The following is a 25,500-nucleotide window of genomic DNA, read 5'->3' as shown; positions in this document are numbered from 1 at the left end:
GGCCGCAGCGCGGCCGGGGCTGGTGTTCCAGGAGTATCGGACATCGATGTGCCGACTGCTCCAGCGCAGTTCCAGGTGCTCGATGCGCGGGCGGGCCCCGTCGCGCAAACGTTGCCTTCCGCGGCACTGGATCGGTGGACCGCATTGATCGCACCGGGAACCGGGGTTACCGTTCGATGAATTCGCCCCCGAACGCCGGGGGCAGGGTGCGGCAGAGGGACGTGGTCCGGCCGGCACCCGACGGAGTCGGACACCGCCTCACCGGCCGACTCCGCACCGGCGCCGCGCCGTCCGTGTGCCCCGGGCCGCCCACCCACAAGAGCCGTTCCCGAGGAACCTTCGACCGTCGACTCGTTCCGACCCACGCCCGGAGGACCGCCGTGACCACGATCCCCGTCCCCTCCCCCGCAGCGCCCACGAGGGAGGTGGTGGACGTGGCGGGCTCGACGCTGTCCGCGCTGGTCTGCGAGGTGCCCGAGCCGCGTGCCGTGGTGTTCGCCGTGCACGGCGGCGCCACCACCTCGGCCTACTTCGACTGCCCCGGCCGCCCCCGCCTCTCCCTGCTGCGCACGGCGGCCGGACTCGGCTTCACCGCCATCGCCCTGGACCGGCCCGGCTACGGCGCTTCGGCGGCCGACGCGGAGCGCTTCCCGACCGCCGGGCAGCGGCTGGACGCGGTCGTCGCCGCGCTGGAAGTACTGCTCGCGCACCGGGACACAGGTGCCGGCGTCTTCCTCCTCGCCCACTCGGCGGGCTGTGAGACAGTGCTCCGCCTGGCCGGGGGCGACCGGGTCCCCGGCGTCATCGGCATCGAACTCGCCGGCACGGGACTGCGCCACGCGCGCGGCGGGACGGGAGCGCGGACGCCGGAACCGCGGCGGGACGCGCCCCCGGCACCCGGACGGTCGGCGCTGCGCGCCCTGTTGTGGGGGCCCGAGGAGCTGTACCCGTCGGACGTCTACGCCGACGGCAGGATCGCGGCGCGCTTTCCGGCCTACGAGTACGAGTGGGAGGCCCGCAGTTGGACCGAGGACTTCTCCCGGCTGGCCGGCCGGGTGCGCGTGCCCGTGCAGTTCAGCCTCGGTGAGCACGAGCGGGTGTGGTGCTCCGGTCCCGGGGCGCTCGCGGAGGTCGCCGCGTGCTTCACCGCGTCCCCGCTGGTCCGTACGTACGAACAGGCCCACGCGGGACACAACCTGAGCCTCGGTCTGACGGCACGGGCCTACCACCTGCGGGCGCTGGCCTTCGCAGAGGAGTGCGCCGTGCTGCGGGAGACGGACGGCGCCAGGTGAACGGTGCCGTACCGGCCACGCGCCCGTAGCGGGCCGGGGACGAACCGGCCCGCCGTTCCCGCGGCGCCGGAGCGGTCGGCGGGAGGGGACGGCGGGCCGGTGTTCTCAGGCGGCAGAGGTTCTCAGGCGGCAGGAGCCTCCCCGCCCCGTGCCGGGGTGCGGCCGATCCGCAGGGCCAGCGCGAGGAGCAGCATCACCGCGGCGGGAACCACGCCGACCAGCAGGTACACCGATCGGAAGCCGCTGTCCGCGTACACCTGGGGTACCTCGGTGACGACCGGTGCGCCGTCACGGCCGGTCATGGTGAACGTGAGGGGGTGGGCCGAGACGATCGCGGTGAAGACGGCCGTCGCGACGGAGGTGCCGATGCCGCCGAACACCGCGTACATGCCGGCGCTCACGCCCTGTCGCTGGGCCGGCACCGCGTCCATCAGCAGGTTGGGGCCGGCCGCGTAGAAGAAGCCGAAGCCGAGGCCGAACAGGACACCGATGGTGAGCTGCTGCTGCCAGGTGCTGTGCCACGGCACCCACAGGAGACAGGCGGCCAGGAAGCCCACGGCGGAGATGATCATCGTGAGGCGGGCGCCCTTCTTCTTCGCCACATAGCCGCCGAGCGGGCCGAAGACCATGCCGAAGACCGCGGTCCACATGGTGATGTGCACGGCGAGCTGGAGGACCGAGAATCCCGCCCCGTAGCCCACGTCGCCCTGGAAGGTCACGAGCTGGGACAACTGCTCCACCGGGATGTTCTGGCTGCTCGCGATCCCCTGCAGGATCTGTGCCTTGAGTTCCGCCGCCGGCGGGGTCTCGAACATGTAGATGACCGCGATGCTGGTCGCGCTGAGGACCGCGGTGCCCAGCAGTGCGATGGTCATCAGCGTGGCCACGGAGGGCTTGCGCAGGAGCGACAGTTCCATGATGGGGTCCTTGGTCCGCGCCTCCCACGCGACGAAGGCCACGAGGCCGACCAGGCCGCCGATCAGGTAGGCGAGACAGGTCGGCTCCGACCAGCCCCAGGTGGAGCCCTGGCTGATGTAGATGAGGACCAGTCCCACTCCGGCGCCGAAGAGCAGGGCGCCCAGCAGGTCGAACCGCTGGCGGACCCGGATCGTCGACTCGGGAACCGCGAGCGCCGTGAACGGCAGCGCCACCAGGGTGTAGCCGGCCAGGAACCAGAAGATCGACCGCCAGCCGAAGTGGTCCTCCAGAGCGCCGACCGCCAGCGGGCCGATCACGGAGGAGAGACCGAAACCGGTGCCGAGCACGCCGACGCTGATGGGGATCCAGCGGCGCGGCATCAGGTCGCGCACGATGCCGTACTCCACGGCCGACATGCCCCATGAGACGGCGCCGAGACCGCGGGCCACCAGGAAGACGGACCAGTCGGTGGTGAGCGCGCACACCACCGTGCTGATGAGGAAGAGGGCGGAGCACAGGAACAGGACGCGCTTCTTGCCCCAGACGTCTCCGAGCTTCCCGACCAGCGCCATGGTCGCGCCGCCGACCACGCCGAGGATGGTCATCGACCAGGTGACGCCGCTGCCGGCGGCGGGGAAGTCCGCCGCCATCTTCGGGAGGATCACGGAGACCATGCTCTGTTGCAGGGGGAGGATCTCCGACAGCACCACCAGCGCCAGGAGCACGGTCACGAGCCGGCCGGTGGAGGCGTGGTCGAGCCGGCCGGCGTCCTCGGCCGGGTCGGGTGAAAGCGCCGGCGTCGCGCCGGGCTCGGGGACTTGGATCTGTTCGGTCATATCGCACCTCGACAGCGGGGAGCGCGGTCGGCCGTCGCGCGAACGGGGCCTGACCGCGGAGTGGGGTTCGAGGCCGGAAGGGATGTCCGCCGGCCGGAGCCGTGCTGCGCACGGCCGCCCCGGGGCGGGGAGGCCGGTGCCGGGTAAGGGGGCCGTCCCCCTGTGGGAGAGGCGACTGCCCGGGACGAGGTGTGCGGAGGGCGCGCGTGACCGCGAGGGCGGGCGGCGCCGGGGCATCGCCGGATGAGAACCGGTGTGCGCGGTCGGCCGGTGGAGCGGAATCCGGTCGACGGACCGTCACGTGGTTCGCCCGGAGCCGGCTTGTGCACCGGTGGGCGAGGAGAGCGACCCGAGGCGGGTCGCCCGACTGGGCGGAGCGGGCGGTGGCCGGCCGCCCGAACCGACGCGGCCACGGCGGGTGCCCTGGCCGACGCTGGTGAGTTTGACGATATGAAGACTGTCGAAGTAAGTCAATACTCCCAACACCGCAGACCACAGCGGGTTTTCGCGGGGTTGTCCGCTCAAGAACGTGGGGTCGTGCGCGAATCGTTGACGGACACATTCACATCCATCAAACTTTCAATCCCTGTACTGCCCGCCGACCGAGTGCACCTTCCTCCTGGTGACGGAACGAGTGTGATGAACCATGTCTGACAGTCAGTTCGACTACGTGATCGTGGGAGCGGGATCCTCGGGATGCGTGCTGGCCAACCGGCTCAGCGCCGATCCCCGGGTCAGCGTCCTCCTCCTGGAGGCCGGCGGACCGGACACCCATCCCTTCATCGCGATCCCCAAAGGCCTCGCGAAGATCCTCGGCAAGCCCCAGTACGCCTACTACTACCCGACCGAGCCCTTCGGCCCCAGGAACCAGACCGAGTACTGGATGCGGGGCAAGGTGCTCGGCGGCTCCAGCTCCGTGAACGGCATGGTCTACAACCGGGGCGCCCGGGCCGACTTCGACAGCATCGAGGCGGCGGGAAACCCCGGCTGGGGCTGGGACGAGATCCTCCGCGTCTACCGGGCGATGGAGAACCACTCGCTCGGCGGCTCCGACATGCGCGGGGAGGGCGGCCCTCTCGGGGTGAGCGTGCGCACCGACACGGAGCAGGTCGACGAACTGCTCATGGCCTCGGCCGCCGGCATCGGCATGCGGAAGGTCACCGACCTCAACGCCTCCGACGACGAACGGATCGGCTACGCCGCGGCCACCATCCACCACCGCACCAGGATGAGCGCCGCGCGGGCGTTCCTCCACCCGGTGCGACGGCGCCCCAACCTCACCGTACGCACCGGCGTCCAGGTCAACCGCGTCCTCTTCGACGGGGAACGGGCCGTCGGTGTGGAGGCCGAGGCGGAGGGATCCACGGTCAGCTGGTCGGCACGCCGGGAGGTCCTCCTCAGCGCCGGCTCGATCGCCACACCCCAGCTCCTGGAGCTGTCCGGGATCGGTGCGCGGGACGTTCTCAAGGACGCCGGCGTCGAGGTGCTCGTGGACAGCCCCCGCATCGGCGAGAACGTCCGCGAACACCGGTGCTTCCCCCTCCAGGTCCGGCTCGGCAAGAACATCGGCTACAACCGGCTGCTGTCCTCGGTTCCCGCCCAGGCCCTCAGTGGCGCCCGCTGGTTGCTGACCGGCCGCGGCCCGATCGGCACGCCTGCCTACGACATGCTCGGATTCGTGAAAACGAGGGAGGGCCTCGACCGGCCCGACGCCCAGATGCTGCTGACCCCGTACTCCATGGGGATCGGGGCCGCCGGCATCGGCGTCGAGAACCGTCCGGGCTTCTCCCTCCTGGGATTCGCTCTGCGGCCCACGAGTGAGGGGTCGATCCACATCCGGTCCAAGGACCCCAGGATCCCCCCACGCATCGTGCCGAACTACCTCAGCACCGCCCACGACCGCGACACGTCCCTCGCGGTCTTCCGCAGGATGCGCGCCCTGGTCGAGCAGTCGCCGATCGCCGACCTGGTGACCGCGGAGATCATGCCGGGCACCGTGGTCGAGGACGACGAAGCCATCATCAACTCCGGCTATCTGTACGGCGGTACGGGATACCACTCCTGCGGGTCCGTGGCCATGGGTCCGCAGGACGAGAGCCCCGTCGACCCGCGGCTTCGGGTGCGCGGGGTGAGCGGTCTGCGTGTGGTGGACGCGTCGGTGATGCCGTCCATGGTCTCCGGCAACCTCAACGCCCCCGCCATGGCCATGGCCTGGCGGGCCGCGGAACTCATCCGTGAGGACAACGACTGACATCGGGAGGGCCGCCCGGATGGCGGCCCTCGACCAGGATGCCGAACCAGGCCCGCGAGGGCGATCAGGAAAGGAGTCGCACCCATGGAGGAACGAGCGGTGGAACGAGGAGTGCTCCACGTGACCAGCCGGCCGAAGTCTCCCGAGACGGAGGACGAGTACAACACCTGGTACGACGAAGTACACATGCCGGAGATCTGCGCTCTGCCGGGCTTCACCGGCGGCCGGCGCTTCGCTCCGGTCCAGGACGACGGACCCTACGTGGCGCTGTACTCCATCGAGGGACCGGACCTGGAAGCGGTGATGGGAGGACTGCTGCAGGCCTCCCAGTCGGGCGAACTCACCATGGCCGACGTGCTCGAGACCACGCCTGCGCCGCAGATGCGGCTGCTCCGGCTCACCGCCGAACACGATCCGGACCGCGACTGACCCGGCCGCGGACGTACGGAACGGGGGAGAGGAGAGCATGGCTCCCCTCTCCCCCGTTCCGCTGGGCCGGCCGCCGCCTCAGGCCTCCTGGCCCATGGCGTGGCGAGCCCCGATGTAACCGAACACCATGGAGTAGGCGATGCTCGCGCCCGCGCCCAGGTAGTGCCGGCCCGTCACCGTCGCCGTGGCGTTGCCGGTGGCGTACAGGCCGGGGATCGGCGCGCCGACCTCGGTGAGCACGCGTCCGTGCTCGTCGGCCACCACGCCCCCGCAGGTGCCGACATCGGCCGGGAAGAGTTCGAAGGCGTAGTACGGCCCCCGCTCGAGCGGACCCACGGACGGGTTGATCCGGTACCCGGGGTCGCCGAGGCAGTCGTTGTAGGCCGACACTCCGCGGCCGAAGTCCGGGTCCTCGCCCTTCGCCGCGTAGGTGTTCCAGCGGGTGACCTGGGCGCTCAGCCCCGCCTCGTCGATACCGCAGACCCGCGCGAGTTCCTCCACCGTGTCCGCCTTCTTGAGCAGCCCCTGCTCGAACCACTGGGCGGGGAGCCTGCCGACGCGGAGCGACCTGCGGTGGGCGTAGCGCCTGCGGTACGCCTCGTCGAAGACCACCCACGACGGCACCGCTCCGGCCGTCTTGTCGCGCGCGAACATCGCCTTGCCGACCTCGACGTAGGAGTTGCTCTCGTTGACGAACCGTTTGCCGTCGGCGCCGACGATGATGGCACCGGGCCGGTTGCGTGCCGCGTTCAGCGTGTTGACGCCGAACGCGGGCGACGGGCCGGGCAGCCACCACGCCTCGTCGAGGAGGTCGGTCGCCGCGCCGAGCTCGACGGCGGCCTCGATGGCGTCCCCGGTGTCACCGGGATTGGCGAAGGACCACTCCCCCGTGACCTGCTGTTCTCCGCCGTACCGTTCCCGCAGGGCGCTGTTGTGCGCGAAGCCGCCCGCCGCCACGACGACGCCCTTGCGGGCCTCGATCAGCAGCCGCGTACCGTCCTTCACCACGTCGACTCCGGTCACCCGCCCGTCCTCGACCACGAACCCGGCGAAGGCGGCGCCGGTCCACAGCGGGACGCCGCGGTCGGTGGCTGCCTTCACCAACTGGGCCACCAGAGCTGTGCCGTTGGTGAGCAGCCGGCGCCCGGTGAGCCGCGCGAGGGTGGTGCGTGCCTGTACCCGGGCGGCGATGAGCAACGAGCGCAACGAGCGGTTGAAGTACTGCACGTCACGCAGTTCGTTGGTGCGCACGACCAGCCCGATGCCCTGGGCCATGCCGGGCTGCACCTTGTCGAGCCACGGTCCGAGGGCCCGGCCGTCGTAGGGCGGCGGCTCCATCGAGCGGCCGGCGGCGTTGCCCCCGGGACTGTCCGAGTAGTAGTCGCTGTAGCCGGGGCAGCGGACCAGACGCACGCCGATTCCCCGCAGGAAGCGGGTCATGGCCGAGCCCTCGGAGATGAACGCGCGGCGCCGCTCGACGGTCGAGGCGGGGCCGACATCACCGATGACGGACTCGAAGTACGTCAGCCCCTTCTCCTCGGAGTCGGGGACACCCTCCTCCCGCATGAGCGGGTTGGCGGGTATCCAGACGACGCCGCCGGACATCGCGGTCGAGCCGCCGAGCAGCTCGCGCTTCTCCAGCACCAGGGCCTCGCCGCCCGCTTCACGCGCGGCGAGCGCCGCCACCAGGCCGCCTCCGCCACTGCCGATGGAGACGACGTCGAACGAGTGGTCCCATCGGGCGCTCATGGCTCTATGTGCCCGATCTCGGTGCCGACCGGATAGGTCGCGTCCGGCTCGGCGGCACCGTGCCTGAGGACACCCGAGGCCGCGGCCTCGACCTCGACCTCCGTCTTCTCGATGGCCACCGAGTAGATGACGTCTCCCTCCTCGACAGTGGCCCCGTCGTCGGCCAGCCACTCGACGAACGTGACTTCCTCGGCGCTCATCGCGACCTTCGGAATGGATACGGGCATCCGCTCAGACACGCACTGCTCCCATGGTCTTCCTGGCCGCGACGACGATGTCCTCGGTGGCGAGCGTCACGGCACCTTCGGAGGCCCGCGAGGGAATGGGGGTGAACCGCCCGCCGACCCGCTGGACGGGCGCGTCCAGTTCGCCGAAGAGCTTCGCCGAGATCTGCGCGGCGACCTCGGCGCCCGGTCCCGCCACGGTCACGGCGGTGTGGGCCACGACAGCGCGCCGTGTCTTCGCGACGGAGGCCAGAACCGTCTCCATGTCGAGCGGCAGCAGCGTGCGCAGGTCCACCACTTCGGCTTCGACGCCTTCCTGTGCCAGCTGGTCGGCTGCCGCCAGCGCCTGCCGTGTCGCCAGGCCGTAGGTGATGACCGTGACGTCCCGTCCCGGCCTCTTGACGTCGGCCTTGCCGATCGGGATGCGGAACCCGTCGCCTTCCGGGACTGGTCCCTTGACGCCGTAGAGGAGGGACGCCTCCATGAACAGCACCGGGTCGGGGTCGAAGACCGACGACAGCAGCAGCCCCTTGGCGTCGGCGGGAGTGCTGGGGTAGACGACCTTCAGTCCCGGCACGTGCATGAACCACGCCTCCAGCGACTGGGAGTGCGTGCCCCCCGAGCCGGTGCCGGCGAAGACCGCCGTGCGCACGGTGATCGGGCACGTCGTACGGCCGCCGGACATGTAGCGCAGCTTCGCCGCGTGGTTGACGATCTGGTCCATCGCGATACCGATGAAGTCCATGATCATGATTTCGGCCACCGGCCGGTGCCCCTCCATGGAGGCGCCGACGGCCGCGCCGATGATCGCGGCCTCCGAGATCGGTGTGTTCATGACCCGGTCCGCGCCGTGCGCGGTGGCGAGGCCGCGGGTGACCGCGTTGACGCCCGCCGCCGGATCGGCGAGGTCCTCTCCCAGCAGGAAGACCGACGGGTCCGTGCGCAGCGCCTCGTCGAGGGCCTGGTTGATGGCCTCGCGGATGCTCAGCTTCTGTTCAGTCATGGGTGATGGCCAATCCGTCGGCGTAGACGTCCAGCCGGATCTCGTCGAGGTCCGGCACCGGAGCCGCCAGGACCGTCCGGACGGCGTCGTCGACGGCCTGGTCGGCCGCCGCGCGGATCGCGTCCAGCTCGCCCTGGGTGAAGCCCCCGGCCAGCAACCTGTCCGGGAAGGTCGCCATCGGGTCCTGCGCCCGCATCGTCGCCAGCTGGTCCTCGGGGATGTACGCGCTGGTGTCGCCCGCGTAGTGGCCTTCGAACCGGAAGGTGACGGTCTCGACGAGGGTCGGCCCGCCGCCCGCCCGGGCACGGCCGACCGCCTCCGCGAGCGCCCGGTACGTCACGACCGGGTCGTTGCCGTCGACGGTCACCCCGGCCATGCCGACGCCCTTCGCGCGGTCCGCGACGTGAGGGATCGCCATCGTCTGCTCGATCGGGGTCATTTCCGCGTAGAGGTTGTTCTGGCAGAGGAAGACGACGGGCAGATCCCAGGTCGCGGCGAGGTTCAGCCCCTCGTGGAAGGAGCCGGTGTTGGTGGCGCCGTCGCCGAAGCTCACCACCGTCACCCGGTCCGATCCCTGCTTCTTGGCGGCGAGCGCCAGCCCGACGCCGACCGGCACGCCCGATCCCACGATGCCGGTCGTCATCATCACGCCGTGGTCGGGGGCGGAGATGTGCATGGTGCCGCCCTTGCCCCTGGAGGCGCCGACCGACCTGCCCAGCACCTCGCCGATGATCTCGGTCAGCGGCACGCCCTTGGCGACGTGGTCGTGCAGACCCCGGTAGGTGGTCACCAGGCGGTCGTCCGCGCGCAGGGCCAGGCCCAGCGCGGCGGCGACGGCCTCCTGCCCGCGCGAGGGCCAGGTCACGGTGGCGAACTCGCCCCGTTTGATGCCGTTGAGCAGACGTGTGTCGAGGGCCGCCGCCCTGCACATCGTCTCGTAGAGCGTGGTGAGCTGCCGTGTGGTCAGCTCACCCGCCCCGGTCTCGGTCACTGTCATGTCACTCTTCCTGTTTCGGCGGGGGCGTGTTCGGCGCCCCGTGCGGGGAGGCAGACGTTCCGGTGAGGTCGGCGGCCACCGCGTCGTCGGCGGCCGGGGACGGGCGGAAGCCGCGCTTCTCCAGGACCAGGCCGTCCCGCGCGCACCGCAGCCGGCAGGCCAGACGCACCAGCGGGTTCGTACGGAACCTGGGACTCATCCTCAGCCGGATGGCGTCGAGTTCTTCCTGCTCGGCGGGGAGCGCGCACAGTTCGCCGTCGATGATCCTGGTGAAGCAGGTCATGCAGTCGGCCTGGCCCCAGCACTGGGTGGGCCAGTCATGTCCCTGGCGCCACGCCGCCTCGGCCACGGACTCGCCCTCGGCCACCTCCAGCTCGCTGCCGGAGGGCTGGATCGTCACCCGGGGCACGGCAGGTATCCCTTCGTTCGTTCGTCGGCCGGCTGTCGGGTCACGCGTCGGCCGCGAGCCTGCGGTCGAGCTCCTGGTGCATGTTGGCGATGGTCGGCTCCCACTTCTCGGACAGCCGGATCTCCTTCAGGGAGCGGTTCTTGATGCCGCGCTGCATCCGTTCGAGGTTGGCGAAGTCCTGCCGCGGGATGAGGCCCCAGTGGTCGGCGTCGTCCTTGTCGAAGCGGCCCGACAGCTCCAGCCGGCCACGGTCCTCGTCCTCGGGGTAGGTGGTCAGCGACCACACCTCGAAGCGGCACCAGTCGGGGTCGTCCCCGTAGGGGCGTATCCGGTAGCTCAACGCGTTGGCGTACATGGGCAGCATCAGGTAGTTGGGGAAGAGGTGGATGTCGCCGCCCCACTGCCGCATCACTTCGGGCGTGCGCTCCGGCGCGGGAATTCCGGCGCCCTTCCAGAAGGCGAAGAGCGCGTCGATCGCCTTCGCCGTGTAGGCCGGAGACGTCGTGTCCATCCCTGCGGCCACGCTCTCGAAGATCGTGACGTCACGTTCCAGCGTCATCGCGTCCTGGCCGGACCAGTTGAGTTTCGCGGCCATGAGGAAGTCGGGTTTGCCGCCGTAGCCCTCCTTGGCGTCGCCGCTCTGGAACCTGCCGTGGCCGTTGACGAACGGCGTGTAGTCGACGTTCTGGAGGTTGAACTCGTTGTCCGGCTCGTCCTGGTAGGTGTAGAGCTGCGGGTGGGTCTGCTTGACGTGCCACCCCTCGAAGAACGCTTCCTGGGCGAGCTTCCAGTTGCAGTTGAGGATCGTCTCCTTCCACCACTTCGCCCGCATCCGCTGCACACCGTTGCGCTGGAGGATGTGGGCGGCCGGGAAGAGCGCCTCGATGAGCGGCGGGGCATCGGCCTCCATGTTGATCCAGACGTGGCCGCCCCAGGTCTCGCAACGCGCCTCACGCAGGGCGATGTCCTCGGGACGGATGGTCTCCTCGTCGAAGCCCTCACGGCCGAACACATGGGAGATCGAGCCGTCGATCTTCCACCGCCAGCCGTGGAACGGACAGACGATCTGTCCGCCGCGGAAGCGTCCGCAGCCACGTCCGAGTTCGGTCGCCCGGTGACGACAGACGTTGTGCAACGCCTTTACCGAGCCGTCGTGCTGACGGACGATCAGCAGAGACTGTCCGACGATCTCGTACTCGACGAAGTCGCCGGGATCCGGTATCTCCTCCTCGCGCGCGGCCATCTGCCACACTCGCGGCCAGAGCTTCTCCTTCTCCAGGTCGAAGAACTCCCGCGAGTGGTAGCGCTCGGCGGGCACCCGCAGCCAGCCTTCCATCGGGTAGGGGATCCTGGAGTTGACCTCGGGTCCGTTCGGGCCCGGTGCGAGGGCGGCCTCGATGGCGCCCACCTGGTGCGGATCGGTCACTGTCATCGCCGGTCACTCTCCTCTCGTTCGGGGGATCTGCACGAGCGCCAGGCGCCCTCACTCGCTCGGTGGCTCCCGGCCGGGGGTGTCGGTGCCCAGGTTGTCCGCGAGCCGTGCCGCCCACTCGGCCCGTGCCTGCGGGCCTTCCAGGGCGATGACTCTGCGTTCCAGCTCGGCGACGACCTCCAGCAGGCCGAACACGGCCTTGCGGATGACCAACTCGTCGGTGGCGTGGATGCGGTTCGCGTCGATGTCGGCGAGTTTCCGGGCGAGCACGTTGCACAGGACCGCTTCCTCGTCGAGGCGCAGATCCCGGATGGAGCTGTCGGTGAACATGGGCGTCCTCGGTCTTCGGAGGGACCTGGTCCGGGACGGAATACCTGCAGGGGACCAAACATTTGCTCTAGCTCTGGGCCAAAGCTAGACCCGATGCCTGCCCCGGACAAGGGCTCGGACAGGATCACGGGCGGCCCCCGGTCCCCTCGGAGGGACCGGCCACCTGTCCGGAGCGGATCGCGCGGGCGACGCCGGCCTCTCCTCCCGCCGGGAGTGCGATCCTCTCCCCCAGATGGACGATCGCGTGGGCGGGGCAGTCGAGCAGGGCCCGACGGACCCCCACCTCGTCCTCGGGCGCGATGTCGCCGCCCGCCGCAAGCGACGGGTAGCCCCAGTCGTCCAGCGTGAAGACGCCGGGAGCGTGCCGCGCGCAGATGCCGAAGCCGTCACAGACGGTCCTGTCGAGCTTGATCCTCATGCCCGCCTCCCGGCCCCGGTCCCGTCCACGGCGAACGGGGTGTCGCCGTATCCCATGTGCCCGGCGCAGCGGTCGCACCGCGCGTCGAGATGGTCCTCCACCTGCTCCGGGAACTCCCGGAGCAGGGACCCGGCCAGGTTGGTCGCGCCGTCGAGGGTGCCGCAGGCCCCACGACCGCGGAGGCCGGCAGCCCATCGGCGCAGCCGCTCCATGTCCGGGGGCTGTGCCCGGTGTTCCCGGAGCGCGTCCAGTACGCCCGCCATGGCTGCCGTGCCGTTGAAGCACGAGCCGCACTGGCCCGCGTTCTCCCGCGCGAAGTAGCTCATGACGGCGGCGGCGACGGCCACCGGGCAGTCGCGGTCGCCCAGGACCACGAAGGCGCCGCAGCCCAGGCCGCTCCCCGCGGCGGCGAACGTCTCGTGATCGAGCGGCAGGTCGAGCACGCGCTCGTTCAGCATCCCGCCGAAGTAGCCGCCGGCCAGCGCTCCCCGGACGGACCCCGGGTCCTCCCCCGACCACTCCAGGACGTCGCCGAAGACGGTGCCGAACGGGACCTCGTGGAGTCCGTTGCGCGAGGTTCCCGACAGGGTCATCAGGAAGGTACCCGGGGAGCGTTCGGTGCCGGTCCGTCGGTAGCCCTCGGCGCCGGCGCGCTGGACGGCCGGCAGGTTCGCCAGCGTCTCGACGTTGCTCACCAGCGTCGCCCTCCCCCCGACCCCGGCCTCGAACGGGCGTGGGGGCTTGTCCCGGGGCAGCGCGGGACCGCCATCGACGGACCGCACCGCGGCCGTCTCCTCGCCGGCGACGTAGGCGGGCTCGACGCGATGCACCCGGACCCGCTCAGCGCTCCACGGGCCGGTGGAGAGCGCTCCCGTCAGACTGTCGGCGCTCGCCGGGTCGGAGACGTAGAGGACGATGTCCTCCGCCCCCACGAGGGCGGTCGCGAGCCGGACGCCGTCCAGTACCAGGTGCGGGCGGTGGCGCATCAGCCACCGGTCCTTGACCGAAGTCGGCTCCCCCTCCTCCCCGTTGGCGAGCAGCACCGTGGCACCGGCTGCCGCGCGCACGGCGCGTACCTTCCGGGCGAACGGGAAGGCGGCTCCACCACGCCCGCGCAGGCCCGCCCGCTCGACCTCCGTCAGCAGCCCGGCCGGGTCCGGCAGCGGTGCGTAGCCACCCGCCTCGAGGTAGGACCGGGCGTCCTCGCGGGCGGCCGGGCCCAGCAGGAGCGGCTCGCACCCGGGGTAGGTCCCGGTCGGGATGGTGATCTTCGGGTCCGTTGTCGTCGTCATGCCGTCACGATGACCTTGTCGTCTTCCACCCGGACCGGGTAGGTGCGGATGCTCCACTCGGGCTTGACCGTCGTGGTGCCGGTGGCCAGCTCGAAACCCCACTGGTGCCAGGGGCAGTAGAGGAACTCCCCCGGCCGGATCTCCCGGGCGCCGCCGGGCCGTTCGGGGTCGGCGACGGTCCGGCCGCGGGTGCGTCCGGAGCACAGCGGGCCGCCCTCGTGCGGACAGTAGTTGGCGATCGCGTAGAAACGCCCGTTGACGTTGTAGACGCCGACGCCGTAGCGGCCTATCGGGAAGACCTTGTGTTCTCCGGGCCCGATCTCGTCCACCGTCGCCACGATGTGCTCCCGGCCCCGGGCGAGCCGGCGCGGCGTGGTCCCGGCCATCAGTAGGCCCTGACCTGACCGGCCAGGGAGGGCAGCGTGCTCGGCAGCCCGAACAGGTCGACGGCGTTGCCGAACATGACCGCGTCCCGCATCGGCTCGGGCAGATGCTTGGCCAGCCAGCGGGGCTCGTCGAACGTCCAGTGGGGGTAGTCGGACGAGAACAGCATGATCTTGTCCGCCTCCATCCACTCCAGCGCGTTGGTCAGTTCGAGCTTGTCCTCGGGGTAGTCCAGGGGCTGGGTGGTGAACCAGATGTGGTCCTTCACGTACTGCGAGGGCTTCTTGGACAGGCCGGTCTCGTTCCCGCGGGCCGCGTGGATGGCGTCCATACGCCACATCAGCGGCAGGATCCAGGAGAACGCGTGCTCGATGAAGACGATCTGGAGGGTGGGGAATCGCTCGAAGACCCCGTCGAAGACCAGGCTCATGATCTGGTTGGCGGCCAGCATCGAGTAGGTGACCATGAAGTCGTGGTTGTACGTCATGAAGCCGACCGGGCTCATGGGCAGCAGGTTGTGCTTCCCCCGGCCGAGGTGGCAGGCGACCGGTATGCGGTGCTTCACCGCCGCCGCCCACACCGGGTCGTACTTCGGGTGGCCCCAGGCGGGGCGCGGCTCGGCGTGGATCAGGACCTGCCGGTACCGCTCGTGCCCCGCCCACTTCTCGATCTCCCGTGCGGCCACGGCGGGTTCGGAGATGTTGGCGCAGATGGACCCGTAGTACCGGCCGTGCCAGTTGTTCTCCGGGTCGAGCCAGCACGCCTCCTGCCAGAGGTTGGTGGCCGCCGCCATCGCGGACACCTCCTCGTCGGTGTCGCCGGCCCCGCCCGTGGTGGGGCCGAGCATCACGATGTCGGACCCCGAGTCGAGGACGAGCTGACGGAAGGCCATGTCCGGGTCGGTGCAGGCGAACTCGCCGTCCGCGGGGAAGGAGTCCGCGCGCATCGCCTTGGCGAAGTGGTACTCGGGGGCGTCGTAGAAGAGCCCGTTGTCCGCGCCTTCCCCCTTCAGCCTCTGCTCCCGGACGAAGCGGGGGTCGAGGAACGCGTGCAGCGCCCCGCGGCGCGGGTAGGGGTGGACGTCGCAGTCGACGACTCGTACCGGCGTCAGCGCGCCGACACCCGGCTCGCGGATGTCCGTCTGCGTCATGGTGGGACCTCTCCGTGGTTTCGACGGTGTGTGTGCCGTGACGGTCAGGCGGCCGTGGGGACGGGCAGCCGGTAGAGCCCGGCGGCGTTGCGCCACAGGACCTTCTCGCGCTGCTCGGCGGTCCAGCCGTGCGGAAGCGACTCGACGGTCGCCAGCTGCCAGTCCGGGTAGCTGGACCCGAACATGAGCATGTCCTCCTTGCCGGTCATCCGCAGCCACTCGGCGGCGAACCCGGCCTCGCCGGGGGTGTCGAGCCGCCCGTTGACGAAGAAGACGTGTCCCGGCAGGTAGTCGCTGGGCATGCGGGGCGCCCAGGGGGTCTGCTCCAGGTGCGGGCGGCCGAAGGTGTCCATGCGCCAGATCATCGGCGTCAGCATGTCCGCCGCCCCGTCCGCGAAGACCAGTCTCAGGTCGGAGAACTCCTCGAAGACGCCCTCCGCGATCATGTTCATCAGGTGGTAGACGAAGTTCAGCGGCTGGAATCCCACCAGTTGCTGGTAGGTGCGGGCGGTCCCGGAGGGCGTCGGTGGGTGGGTGATCCCCTGGCCCATCTCCCAGTGGATCGCCACCGGGAGGCCCGCGTCCACCGCGGCCCGCCACAGGGGCCGGTAGTGCGGCCTCCCGTACGGCGCCTGCGTCTGCATCGGCAGGCCGATCTGGACCACCCGGGGGTGGTCCTTCCAGCGGTTGATCTCCCTGACCGCCGCGTCGAGGTCGTTGGGGTTGACCCGGATGGTGCCGAAGTACCGGCTGCCGTAGCGGTCGGAGTCCAGCCAGCGCTCGACCAGCATGCGGTTGGCCGCCGCGCTGATCGCCGACTCCAGGTGCCAGTCGGGCAGGACGCCGACGGTCATCGGGTGCAGTACGGCGTAGTCGAAGCCGCGTTGGTCGAAGACCGCCCGTCCGGTCTCCTCCGGATCGGACCCCGGGTGCGATCCGTCGGCGAGCTTCGTGCCCGCCGCGTACCGGTCGCCCAGCGGCGCGGTGTAGGTGACGTCCGGCGTCGGGAATCCCCGCCCGGACCACGGGTCGCCCAGATACGCGCGCAGGTCCGCGTCGGACCGGAAGAAGGGGTGGACGCTGGCGTCGACCCGGGGGTGGCCCTGCGCTGTGGTCATGGCTGCCTCGTCGTCTCCGCCGACGGGGAACGCCGGCATGCTTCGGATGTCGAGCTGGACCAAACAATTGCTCCACTCACTATGAACGAAAGGGGCCTCCTTCCGGAACCCCGCCGACGCCGTCAATCCCTCTCCCGCCGCCGGCCGCGGCCCGCCCGGCCGTCACCGGGAGGTCCCGTTCGGCTCGTTCGGCGTGCTCGGCTCGTCGATGAAGTCCAGGAACGTCGGCACGGCCTCCATCCAGGGGTCGAAGATGCTTCCCCGGCCCGCGTCCCGCGCCTCCTGCGCCCGCTCCCAGGCGTCCTCCGGCCACGGCGGGTCGATCAGCCGCGACCCCTTGATCAGCGCATGGACCTCGAACGAGGTGCGCTTGGGATGGTCGATGTCCTCCTCGCCGCCGCGCACCACCAGCGTCGGCACCCGGATGCCGCGGATCTCGTGGTCCGCCACCCCGGGGATCGCCTCGTTCGCCTTGGGCACGTACGCCTCGAACCATCGCCACATGACCCGCTCGAACTCCTCGGCTCCGAGCTCCAGCAGGCGCCGCCGGTTACGAGGGTTCGCCGCCACCAGGTCCGACCAGTTGCCCGCCCGGCCCCGGAGCGCGAGGATCCCGTCGATGCCGCCTCGGCGCACGGCCCGGATCTCGTCCAGGACGTAGACGGACGCCAGGCTCATCGAACTGAACGCGCCTCCCACGATTGACCAGACGACGAGCTTGCGCACCAGTTCCGGATACTCGATGGCGAAGACGATCGAGTCCCGGGCGCCCCCCGAGCCGCCCAGCGCGACCACGGGTCCGAGATCCAGCCGCTCGACGACGCCCGCCAGGGTCGCGGCCCGCATGTGCGACTCGGATCTGCCGTACAACTGGACGTCGGAGGCACCGGTGTTGGGGCGGTCCCAGATCAGCACGCGCTTGCCGCCACGGGCCAGGGCCTCGGCGAAGTCACGCACGCCGGGATAGTCCTTGCCGAACCGGCCGCCGGGGGTCACCGTCACCACCTCCCCGTCCTCGGGCCCCAGCAACTCGTAGACCACGACTCCGCCCTCGACCTCTGTCTCAGCCACGCCTCTCCCCTCGCCGTAGGTCGCACCATCCCCGCGAGTATGGACCCGGCGCCCTCCCTCCGACAGGGGCCGTGGACCAAATAGTTGTCCCGCCCCCTGTCGTACCGCGCCGCTCGCCCGTCCGGGCACCACGACCACCCGGGTCCCACGAGAGGGCATAATGACCGCGTGACTAGGTCGTCCCGCACGGTCCCCGCCGCCACCCCACCGGTCCCAGGACACCGGACGGACGAGGTCCGCCGGGTGGCTGGGCAGCTCTTCGCCGACTCCGGTTACTCGGCCACCACGATGACCGACATCGCCGACGCGGTGGGAATCCTGCCCGGCAGCCTCTATCACCACTTCACGTCCAAGGAAGAGATCGCGGTCGAGATCCTCACCGAACTCGACCAGGAGATCAGCGCCTTGGCCACGCGGACGTCCGCCGCGCTCGCCACCCTCCCCGGCGGCCCCGAGGAGCGGATCAGGTACGTCGCCCAGGAGGTCACGGCGCTCTCCGTCCGCAGCCGCGCGGCGCTGCGGCTGTACGCGTACGAGGCGCCGACGGTGGCGACCGAGCGTTTCCGGTCCGCCCTCAAACTCCAGGCGCCGGCCCTGGAGAAGGTGTGGAAACGCGCGACCGACGGCCTGGTACCCCCGGCCGCGGCCGCGCCGGGCGACCTGGGCCTGCTGCGGTTCGCCCTCCACCACCTCACGCTCAACGCGGCGTTGAACATTCCCGGCCGGCAGGACTCCTCGGAAATCGCCAGGATGATCTGCGACCTGCTTCTGGACGGACTCGTCACCCACTGCCCGGACGACCGGGATCTCGACGGCTCGGAGGTCATGCGCGCGGCCCGTGAGGCGATGGCGGAATGGCCCGCCCTGCACGAACCGGCCGGGTCCGGAAGCCGGGACGACATCGTCGCCGCCGCCCGGATCGAGTTCGCCCGCCGCGGCTACAGCGCCACCACCATCCGCGACGTGGCGGAGGCGGCGGGCGTACGGATGGGCACGCTCTACCGCCGGGTGAGCTCCAAGGAGGACATCCTCCGGGAGATCCTCTCGAACTACACGTCCAGCATGGACCGGGCGCTGCGGACCGTCCTGACGGCCGGCGACTCGGCTGCCGCCTCGCTGGACGCCTTCGCCCTGGTCTTCGTCCACGGCAAGCGCCGGTTCCGTCAGGAGTCCGACATCGTGAAGTTCAGCGCACGGGGCCGGAACGACATGAGCGGCCCCTTCCACGAGTACTTCGATCAGACCCAGAACCGTCTGCGCCTGCTGGAGGAACTCCTGCGGGACGCGGCGTCCCCCGGCGGACCGGTACGGCAGATCGCTCCCCCGAGCCAGGTCGGCCCGCACATACGCACCGTCGCCTGGCTCCCGTACCAGGATTTCGGGCGCGCCGGCGCCCCCCGGACGCACGCTTTCCTGCGCCGTTCCCTGCTGCGGGGTTTTCTCGGCGCCGCGTCCTGAATCAGACGGACCGGATGCGCACCTCGCAGTTGAGGGCGGCCTCCAGCGCGGTGTGCAGACGGCTCTCCGGAACCCGGCGAAACGTCCCGCGGGGAATCGTCACCGTCACGCGCTCCTCCTCGTCGGTGATCTCGCGCGCGACGTCGCCCCGTACCCCGAACCGGCTCAGCACCCCCAGCGCGTCCTCGTCGGTGCCCCGGCTGACGAAGGTGGTGACGCCGAGCCGCGCGGGCGCCCCGAAGACCGAGGTGCAGAGATCGACGTACTGAGCGGCCGTCCGACCGGAGTCGAGGTCCCCGGCGATGATCTCGATCTCCCGGTCACGCCCGGCAAGGCGCTCCCCCGAATCCGCGATCACCTCCAGACCGAGTCCGGCCAGCCGTCGGATCCCCGCCTCGTACTCCGCCGAGGTCAGCGTGGCCTCGGGATCGACGGTCACCCTGATCACCGCGACAGTCATATACGTCCCTCCGGAGCATGGAGCAAATTGTTGGTCTCACGCTAGGGTGTCGCCATGCCGACGGGAAGACTGCGACAGCGTTTTCGTCTGCTCGGTCCCGCCTTCGTCGCCGCGGTGGCCTACGTCGATCCCGGGAATGTGGCGACCAACGTCACCGCGGGAGCGAAGCACGGCTACGCACTCGTCTGGGTCGTCGTGCTCGCGAACGCGATGGCCGTGATCGTTCAGTACCTCTCGGCGAAGCTCGGGCTGGTGACCGGACGTTCCCTCGCGGGAGAACTGGGACTACGGCTGCCGCGCCCCCTCAGGGTCGTCTACTGGATCCAGGCGGAGGCCGTCGTCGTCGCCACCGACCTGGCCGAGGTGGTGGGCGGCGCCGTCGCGCTGCATCTTCTGTTCACGCTCCCGTTGCTGCTCGGGGCGTTGTTGACGGTGGCCGTCTCGCTCGTCGTCCTCCGCGTCGAGGACACACGCGGGCAGACCGCGCTGGAGCACGTGATCATGAGTTTCCTGGGGCTGATGGCGGTCGGGTTCGTGGCCGGCCTTTTCGTCGGCCCCCCGGACCCGGGGGATCTGGTGCGGGGACTCACTCCCTCACTCACCGGGAACGGGAGCGTGCTGCTCGCCTCCGGCATCATCGGCGCCACCGTCATGCCTCACGTCATCTATCTGCACTCGAGTCTGACCGTCGGCCGGCTGGAACAGCGGGGTGCGGGGCTTCCGACGCGTGCGCTCCTGTCGGCGACCCGCGCCGACGTCGTGGCGGCCCTGTGCGTGGCCGGGCTGCTCAATCTGTCCCTGCTCGTCGTCGCCGCGGCCAACCTGCGGGGAGCGTCGGGCACCGACACGCTTCAGGGCGTCCACCGGGTGATCGTCTCCGAACTGGGCCCCGGGGTGGCCATGTTGTTCGCGGTCGCCCTGCTGGGCTCCGGGCTCGCCTCGACCGCTGTCGGGAACACCGCCGGCGCGGAGGTGATGCGCGGGCTGATCCACCGGCGCGTCCCGCGGATCGCGCGCCGCGTGGTCACCGCCGTGCCCGCGCTCGTCGTCCTCGCGGGGGGTACGGAGCCGAGCAAGGCTCTGGTCCTCTCGCAGGTCGTGCTGTCGCTCGGCATCCCCTTCGCGCTGATACCCCTGCTGGTCCTCACCTCCCGGCGGGACGTCATGGGCCCGCACGTGAACCGCTGGGGCACCACCGCGGCCGCCGGTTGCGTCGCCGGCCTGGTCGTCGCCCTGAACGCGACGCTGGTCTGCCTCACCGTGCGGGGCTGACGGCGCGGAGCGGCGCGCGACATGACGCCCTGCTCCGGTCCGCCGTCGCGACCTCGCCCCTCGACGGTCACCGCCCGCCCGCGCTGGTCCGGTTCGTACACCCCTCGCGGCGACTTCCGCCAGGCGGGCAGGGCGCTCGCCCGGCTCCGGCCCGGGAGCCTGAGCCAGGCGACCGAGTGCCGTTCAGGCCCGGTTCAGGCGGCCCGAGCGCAGGGCGGCGATGACGCCGCCGTCGACCAGGATGTCGTTACCGGTCACAAAGGTGGCGTCCGGGCCCAGGAGGAAGGCGGCCGCGGCGGCGATGTCGTCGGCGGTGCCGAGCCGCCCGGTGCCGGAGGCCTCGACCATGGCCCTCATGTGGTGGCCGCTCTCACCGGCCAGTTCCTGCTGTCCCATGGGGGTGGCGATCACGCCGGGGCTGATGGAGTTGATCCGTGCGCCACGCCGCCCCCAGTCCGCGCTGGCGGCCTGCACCCGCAGGCGGTTGGCGTACTTCGCGAGCGGATAGGCACCTTGGGCGCCGAGGACCTCGGGGTCGACGAAGGGCAGGGCGAGCAGGTCGTCGGCGGGAGTGTGGGCGAGCGCCTGTTCCTGCTCGGGGGTGAGCGCCGAGGCGGGGAGCATGTGCCCGGCCATGCTGGCGATGACCACGCCCGCGCCGCCGGACGCGACGACCCGGCCGAACTCCTCCAGGACCAGGGCGGTGCCGAGCAGGTCGACCTCGACGATCGCGGAGGCGGGCGCCTGGACGGGAGAGAGACCCGCGGTGTGGACGACCTGGGTGACGGATCCCAGTCCGGCGGCCGTGTCCGCCAGCGCCGCGACCGACGCGCGCGACGAGACGTCGACGACACGGGTGGTGACCGAGTGCCCCTGGCCCCGCAGTTCGTCCGCCACGGAAGCGAGCGTCCGCTCGTCGAAATCGGCCAGCAGCAGGGAGTTGCCAGGGCCTTGGCGACGGGCGATGGCCCGCCCCATCCCGCCCACCCCGATGACGACGACCACCTGGGAACCCATCACGCCTCCATTTGCATTACGTGTCGATACGGAACGAATATTAGCGCTTCTAGAATGCCCCCATGGCTCAGGCAAGGCGACGCGGCAGACCCCGGGACGCGGGCGCGGACGAGGCGATCCTGGACGCGGCCCGGGACGTGCTGCTCCGAGACGGCTACGCAGGCCTGTCGATGGAGAAGGTCGCCACGGAGGCGGGTGTGGGCAAGCCCACCGTGTACCGCCGCTGGTCCTCGAAGGCGGCTCTGGTCGGCGACGTCACCCGGCGCGCCTACCTCGCGACGGCCCCCGGCGGCGAGATCCCGACGGCCGCACCCCAGCGGGTGGCAGAGGCTGTCGGCACGTGGTTCCGCCGTCACGCGGAGGCGGTAGCCGATCCGCACAACGCGGCTCTCGTCCTGGCCCTCACCGCGGCGGCGGCGGAAAGCCCGCGGGACGCCGAGTCCCTCTACCGCCATCACACGCGCGATCAGCATCAGGCCCTCGCGGACCTGATGCGCAAGGGGGTGGAGAGTGGGGAATTCCGCGCGGACGCGGACGTGGACGCGGTGGTGGACGCCCTCTTCGGGTCCACCCTGTATCTGCTGCTCACCGGCAGTGGCGGCGCGGCGCCAGGGCGGGCCGAAGGGCTGGTGCGGGCCCTGCTGGACGGGTTGCGCGCATCAGACGATCGGTGACCTGTCAGCAGTCGATGACCTGTCAGCATCAGAGCGGTCGAGCACCAGGGCCACGCCGCAGCCGATCACGGTCCCTCCCCTTCACAGGGGCTCACACCTCATCCGCAGAGATGCCGGGGAGACACCGACAACGCCCACCTTCATGGCACTGGTCCAGCTCTGGCGGTGGCAAAAGCCCTCGGACTGTCCACCTCTGCCCTGGAGACAGGCCGGAACCGGCAGCAGCGGCCGGACGGCCGCCCACCCCGCGTCCTTCATGTCCGACGGATACGGCGCACCCGGTCCGGATGGTCGGCCACGTCGCCGTACACAACCGGCACTGGGTCGCGGACTTCACCCACGTGAAGTCCTGGTCGGCGACTGTCTACGTCGCGCTCGTCGTGGACACCTTCTCCCAACGCTTCGCCGGCTGGCCGGCCGCCACCGTGAAGGAGTCCGTCTTTGTCCTGGACGCCCCGGAGATGGTCATCTGCCAGCACGATCTCGACCACCCCCCTTTACAGCCAAGTGAGTTGATCCACCACTCGGACGCCGGGCCACAGGACACGAGCCGCGATCGAGCCTGCAGCACCGGGTCTTGTCTGCCCCTGCCTCCACCCGGCTGATGCCACAGAGCGCGGCGAAGGACGCCTCGCCGCCCATCCGGCCCAGGTTTCCCCGACCGCTCTCGGCAACGCGACAGAGGTGTGTCCGGGCCGACGCCGGAGTGTTGAAGAAGCCTCGCTGCGCAGGCGGCAATCGCGGTGGTGATCCGGGTGGTCAGGTCGCCGATCTCCCCGGCGAGTTGTTGGATCCGTCGGGCCGGGAGGCGGAATATATAAAACCCGCCACACCGACAGGGACAAGACCGGGTCAAGGGCAGCCGACCGCGCCGAGAGGAGAACCGCACAAGCCGCTCGCCGTCGCCGGCGGACGCATACACCCGGAGCTCATGACGGGCACTTCGGACCATATGATCAAGGTTGTGATAGCTTCCGGACGCCAGTCGCACTCGTGAACGCGATCGTACGCGTGCACGAGTCAGGGAATCCGGTGAGAGTCCGGAACTGACGCGCAGCGGTGAGGGTGACGGGCGGGGCAGCAGCCACTGGACGACGGTCACGACCGGGTCTGGGAAGGCGTCCCGCCGGGGTGATCCCGAGTCCGAAGACCTGCTGGCAGCCGTTCGTTCGCACGGACCCCGCGCATGGGTCCTGACGTTGAGGAAGCCGCCACCGTGCACCTGCCACGCCACGCCCGCTGTTCCGTCCTGCTCCTGACCGGGGCGCTGTTGCTCACCGCGTGCGGTTCCGGCTCCGGCTCGTCCGAAGATTCCGCCGCCGCCGGGGCCGAGGCCGTCACGTTCGACAACTGCGGGCAGAAGGTGACGGTCGAGGCTCCGCCGGAGCGGGCCGTGTCCCTGAACCAGGGCACCACCGAGATCCTGCTCTCTCTCGGCCTGGCCGATCGCATGGTGGGAACCGCCACCTGGACCGACCCGGTCCTGAAGGGACTCGAGCAGGCGAACGCGAAGGTGCCCCGGCTCGCCGACAACGCGCCGTCGTTCGAGAGGGTCCTGGACGCCGAACCGGACTTCGTCGCCTCCTCATTCGCCTCCACCCTGGGCAAGGGCGGGGTGGCTTCCCGAGAGAAGTTCGAGGAACTCGGGGTACCGACGTACCTTTCACCCGCGGACTGCGAGGGCAAGGACAACAGCGGCGACGGCGACGGCTCACGGACGAAGCCGCTGGACATGGACACCGTTTACCGCGAGGTGCGCGAACTGGCGCAGGTCTTCGGGGTGGAGGAGCGGGGCGAGAAACTCGTCGCCCGACTGAAGAGCCGGGTGGCGAAGGCCGCTTCCGGGATCCGTGCCGAGAACGCCACCGTGCTGTACTGGTTCGCGAACCAGGAGTCCCCCTACATGGCGGGCTGCTGCGGTGCGCCCGGCATCATCACGAACGCGCTCGGCACGAAGAATGTTTTCGACGACAGTACGCAGGAATGGCCCCAGATCAACTGGGAGACCGTCGCCGACCGCAACCCCGATGTGCTCGTCATCGGCGACCTCACCCGCAAGTCGCAGACTGCCGAGACCGCCGCGAAGAAGATCGCCTTCCTGGAGACCAACCCGGCGACGAAGAACATGAAGGCGGTGAAGAAGAAGAGCTACGTGCTGCTCAGCGGGCAGGCCATGAACCCGACGATCCGTACGGTCGAGGGCGTCGAGAAGGTCGCCGCGGCGCTGCGCGCGCAGGGGCTCGCCGGATGACCACCGCGCTGCGGTCCTCCCCGGCCCGCCCGCCGCGGGACGCCACCGGGGTGCTGCGCGTCGTGGCCGGCCTGGGGGCGGGGCTGGCGGTGCTCGCCGCGTCCGTCGCCCTGGCCATCACCATCGGCCCGGCCGACATCGGCGTGGGCGACGCCTGGTCCGTGGTCGCCTCCCGCCTGGGCTGGGGCACGACAGAGCTGACCCCCATACGGCAGGGCATCGTGTGGAACCTCCGGCTGCCACGCACCTTGCTCGCCGCGGTGTGCGGCGCCGGGCTCGCCCTGTGCGGCGCGGTGATGCAGTCACTTCTGCGCAATCCCCTCGCCGACCCCTTCGTCCTGGGCGTCTCCTCCGGGGCGTCGACCGGAGCCGTCGCCGTGATCGTCCTCGGCGCCGGCGGCGGTGTGCTGTCCGTCTCCGGCGGCGCGTTCGTGGGCGCGGTCGGCTCGTTCGCGCTGGTGCTGCTGCTCAGCCACACGCTCGGCGGGACGACGGACCGCGTGGTGCTGTCCGGAGTGGCCGCGATGCAACTGTTCTCCGCCCTGACCTCGTTCGTGGTGACGACCGCGGCCGACGCGGAAACCACCCGGGGTGTGTTGTTCTGGCTGCTCGGGTCGCTCAGTGGAGCCGGCTGGACCGAGGTGGGTCTGTGCCTGGCCGTCCTGGTGCTCGCCCTCGTGATGTGCCTGGGGTACGCGCGCACCCTGGACGCCTTCGCCTTCGGCCAGGATGCCGCGGCAACGCTCGGGGTCTCGGTCGCCCGGACCCGGCTGGTCCTGCTGTGCGTGACCGCTCTGCTGACCGCCGCACTGGTCAGCTCGGCGGGCGCGATCGGCTTCGTCGGTCTGGTCCTGCCGCACGCCGCCCGCGCCCTCGTCGGTCCGGGGCACGCCCGGCTGCTGCCGTTCACCGCGCTCGCGGGGGCGGTGTTCCTGGTCTGGGCCGACACCCTGGCCCGTACCGTCCTCGACCCCCAGGAGGTACCGGTCGGCGTGGTGACCTCGCTGGTCGGCGTCCCGGCATTCGTCCTGGTCCTGTACCGCACCAGGAGGATGCGATGACGGC

At 70.7% G+C, this 25,500-nt stretch carries 25 protein-coding genes, 1 pseudogene and 1 riboswitch; of the genes and pseudogenes, 9 read left to right on the top strand and 17 right to left on the bottom strand.

The annotated features are described in order from the left end of the window. Positions 1 to 380: 380 nt before the first annotated feature. Positions 381 to 1,292, top strand: a complete 912-nt coding sequence (locus tag AB0L71_RS23810) for an alpha/beta fold hydrolase (protein ID WP_365246470.1) — start codon at positions 381 to 383, stop codon at positions 1,290 to 1,292. 122 nt (positions 1,293 to 1,414) lie between these two features. Here AB0L71_RS23810 and AB0L71_RS23805 read toward each other — a convergent pair whose 3' ends face one another. Further along, positions 1,415 to 3,046: an MFS transporter gene (locus AB0L71_RS23805; RefSeq protein ID WP_365246467.1), complete on the bottom strand. Its 1,632-nt coding sequence runs from the start codon at positions 3,044 to 3,046 to the stop codon at positions 1,415 to 1,417. Between the two features lie 646 nt (positions 3,047 to 3,692). On the opposite strand from AB0L71_RS23805, the gene AB0L71_RS23800 reads away from it, so the two are divergent. Beyond that, positions 3,693 to 5,297, top strand: a complete 1,605-nt coding sequence (locus AB0L71_RS23800; RefSeq protein ID WP_365246464.1) for a GMC family oxidoreductase N-terminal domain-containing protein — start codon at positions 3,693 to 3,695, stop codon at positions 5,295 to 5,297. An 84-nt stretch (positions 5,298 to 5,381) separates the two neighbouring features. Next, positions 5,382 to 5,726, top strand: a complete 345-nt coding sequence (locus AB0L71_RS23795) for a hypothetical protein (protein ID WP_365246461.1) — start codon at positions 5,382 to 5,384, stop codon at positions 5,724 to 5,726. Between the two features lie 78 nt (positions 5,727 to 5,804). On the opposite strand, the gene AB0L71_RS23790 is transcribed toward AB0L71_RS23795, so the two are convergent. The 13 genes from AB0L71_RS23790 to AB0L71_RS23730 all read right to left on the bottom strand — a co-directional run bounded on the left by AB0L71_RS23790 (position 5,805) and on the right by AB0L71_RS23730 (position 17,303). Further along, entirely contained in the window at positions 5,805 to 7,475 is a 1,671-nt protein-coding gene (locus tag AB0L71_RS23790; protein WP_365246458.1) for an FAD-binding protein, read from the bottom strand. Then, on the bottom strand, positions 7,472 to 7,702 hold the full coding sequence (locus AB0L71_RS23785; RefSeq protein ID WP_365246455.1) for a biotin/lipoyl-containing protein: 231 nt from the start codon (positions 7,700 to 7,702) through the stop codon (positions 7,472 to 7,474). The genes AB0L71_RS23790 and AB0L71_RS23785 overlap by 4 nt, the downstream gene beginning before the upstream one ends. A 4-nt stretch (positions 7,703 to 7,706) precedes the next feature. Further along, positions 7,707 to 8,702: a pyruvate dehydrogenase complex E1 component subunit beta gene (locus tag AB0L71_RS23780; RefSeq protein WP_365246452.1), complete on the bottom strand. Its 996-nt coding sequence runs from the start codon at positions 8,700 to 8,702 to the stop codon at positions 7,707 to 7,709. Next, positions 8,695 to 9,699, bottom strand: a complete 1,005-nt coding sequence (locus AB0L71_RS23775; protein ID WP_365246449.1) for a thiamine pyrophosphate-dependent dehydrogenase E1 component subunit alpha — start codon at positions 9,697 to 9,699, stop codon at positions 8,695 to 8,697. Before AB0L71_RS23775 ends, AB0L71_RS23780 begins: the two co-directional genes overlap by 8 nt. 1 nt (position 9,700) lies before the next feature. Further along, on the bottom strand, positions 9,701 to 10,099 hold the full coding sequence (locus AB0L71_RS23770; protein WP_365246446.1) for a 2Fe-2S iron-sulfur cluster-binding protein: 399 nt from the start codon (positions 10,097 to 10,099) through the stop codon (positions 9,701 to 9,703). A gap of 49 nt (positions 10,100 to 10,148) precedes the next feature. Then, positions 10,149 to 11,540 (bottom strand): aromatic ring-hydroxylating dioxygenase subunit alpha, encoded by a 1,392-nt coding sequence (locus tag AB0L71_RS23765; protein WP_365246443.1) that lies wholly within the window; start codon positions 11,538 to 11,540, stop codon positions 10,149 to 10,151. A 51-nt stretch (positions 11,541 to 11,591) separates the two neighbouring features. Further along, entirely contained in the window at positions 11,592 to 11,870 is a 279-nt protein-coding gene (locus AB0L71_RS23760) for a hypothetical protein (RefSeq protein WP_365246440.1), read from the bottom strand. A 124-nt stretch (positions 11,871 to 11,994) separates the two neighbouring features. Then, positions 11,995 to 12,288: a ferredoxin gene (locus AB0L71_RS23755; RefSeq protein WP_365246437.1), complete on the bottom strand. Its 294-nt coding sequence runs from the start codon at positions 12,286 to 12,288 to the stop codon at positions 11,995 to 11,997. After that, complete coding sequence (locus tag AB0L71_RS23750; protein ID WP_365246434.1) at positions 12,285 to 13,580, bottom strand: NADH-ubiquinone oxidoreductase-F iron-sulfur binding region domain-containing protein; 1,296 nt, start codon at positions 13,578 to 13,580, stop codon at positions 12,285 to 12,287. The genes AB0L71_RS23755 and AB0L71_RS23750 overlap by 4 nt, the downstream gene beginning before the upstream one ends. After that, entirely contained in the window at positions 13,577 to 13,966 is a 390-nt protein-coding gene (locus tag AB0L71_RS23745) for a Rieske (2Fe-2S) protein (protein WP_365246431.1), read from the bottom strand. The genes AB0L71_RS23750 and AB0L71_RS23745 overlap by 4 nt, the downstream gene beginning before the upstream one ends. Further along, a complete protein-coding gene (locus AB0L71_RS23740; RefSeq protein ID WP_365246428.1) occupies positions 13,966 to 15,114 on the bottom strand; it encodes an amidohydrolase family protein in 1,149 nt (382 codons plus the stop codon). Before AB0L71_RS23740 ends, AB0L71_RS23745 begins: the two co-directional genes overlap by 1 nt. A gap of 44 nt (positions 15,115 to 15,158) precedes the next feature. Then, a complete protein-coding gene (locus tag AB0L71_RS23735) occupies positions 15,159 to 16,232 on the bottom strand; it encodes an amidohydrolase family protein (RefSeq protein ID WP_365246425.1) in 1,074 nt (357 codons plus the stop codon). A 162-nt stretch (positions 16,233 to 16,394) separates the two neighbouring features. Then, on the bottom strand, positions 16,395 to 17,303 hold the full coding sequence (locus AB0L71_RS23730; protein WP_365246422.1) for an alpha/beta hydrolase: 909 nt from the start codon (positions 17,301 to 17,303) through the stop codon (positions 16,395 to 16,397). Positions 17,304 to 17,471: 168 nt separating this feature from the next. On the opposite strand from AB0L71_RS23730, the gene AB0L71_RS23725 reads away from it, so the two are divergent. After that, positions 17,472 to 18,761, top strand: a complete 1,290-nt coding sequence (locus AB0L71_RS23725; RefSeq protein ID WP_365246419.1) for a TetR/AcrR family transcriptional regulator — start codon at positions 17,472 to 17,474, stop codon at positions 18,759 to 18,761. Position 18,762: 1 nt separating this feature from the next. On the opposite strand, the gene AB0L71_RS23720 is transcribed toward AB0L71_RS23725, so the two are convergent. Then, positions 18,763 to 19,221, bottom strand: coding sequence for a hypothetical protein (locus AB0L71_RS23720; protein WP_365246416.1), 459 nt, complete (start codon positions 19,219 to 19,221; stop codon positions 18,763 to 18,765). A 54-nt stretch (positions 19,222 to 19,275) separates the two neighbouring features. Here AB0L71_RS23720 and AB0L71_RS23715 point away from each other — a divergent pair, with 54 nt between their 5' ends. After that, positions 19,276 to 20,493, top strand: coding sequence for an Nramp family divalent metal transporter (locus tag AB0L71_RS23715; RefSeq protein ID WP_365246413.1), 1,218 nt, complete (start codon positions 19,276 to 19,278; stop codon positions 20,491 to 20,493). Between the two features lie 183 nt (positions 20,494 to 20,676). Here AB0L71_RS23715 and AB0L71_RS23710 read toward each other — a convergent pair whose 3' ends face one another. Continuing rightward, positions 20,677 to 21,510 (bottom strand): SDR family oxidoreductase, encoded by an 834-nt coding sequence (locus tag AB0L71_RS23710; protein WP_365246410.1) that lies wholly within the window; start codon positions 21,508 to 21,510, stop codon positions 20,677 to 20,679. 62 nt (positions 21,511 to 21,572) lie between these two features. Here AB0L71_RS23710 and AB0L71_RS23705 point away from each other — a divergent pair, with 62 nt between their 5' ends. Further along, positions 21,573 to 22,184, top strand: coding sequence for a helix-turn-helix domain-containing protein (locus tag AB0L71_RS23705; protein WP_365246407.1), 612 nt, complete (start codon positions 21,573 to 21,575; stop codon positions 22,182 to 22,184). 177 nt (positions 22,185 to 22,361) lie between these two features. Here AB0L71_RS23705 and AB0L71_RS23700 read toward each other — a convergent pair. Then, positions 22,362 to 22,442, bottom strand: a pseudogene (locus tag AB0L71_RS23700) (transposase); the annotation flags it as partial. Positions 22,443 to 22,471: 29 nt separating this feature from the next. Here AB0L71_RS23700 and AB0L71_RS23695 point away from each other — a divergent pair. The 3 genes from AB0L71_RS23695 to AB0L71_RS23685 all read left to right on the top strand — a co-directional run bounded on the left by AB0L71_RS23695 (position 22,472) and on the right by AB0L71_RS23685 (position 25,496). Then, the gene (locus AB0L71_RS23695; protein WP_365246404.1) at positions 22,472 to 22,789 is read left to right on the top strand and encodes a DDE-type integrase/transposase/recombinase; all 318 of its coding nucleotides are present in this window, start codon (positions 22,472 to 22,474) and stop codon (positions 22,787 to 22,789) included. 360 nt (positions 22,790 to 23,149) lie between these two features. Continuing rightward, a riboswitch (cobalamin riboswitch) is annotated at positions 23,150 to 23,358 on the top strand. 12 nt (positions 23,359 to 23,370) lie between these two features. Beyond that, a complete protein-coding gene (locus AB0L71_RS23690; RefSeq protein ID WP_365246401.1) occupies positions 23,371 to 24,435 on the top strand; it encodes an ABC transporter substrate-binding protein in 1,065 nt (354 codons plus the stop codon). Beyond that, positions 24,432 to 25,496 (top strand): iron chelate uptake ABC transporter family permease subunit, encoded by a 1,065-nt coding sequence (locus tag AB0L71_RS23685; protein WP_365246398.1) that lies wholly within the window; start codon positions 24,432 to 24,434, stop codon positions 25,494 to 25,496. The genes AB0L71_RS23690 and AB0L71_RS23685 overlap by 4 nt, the downstream gene beginning before the upstream one ends. Positions 25,497 to 25,500 lie beyond the last annotated feature (4 nt).

The organism is Streptomyces sp. NPDC052052, assembly GCF_040680455.1.
Classification (GTDB): domain Bacteria; phylum Actinomycetota; class Actinomycetes; order Streptomycetales; family Streptomycetaceae; genus Streptomyces.
Note: the sequence above shows the minus strand (reverse complement) of the source record. Positions and strands in the feature narration are given on the sequence as shown.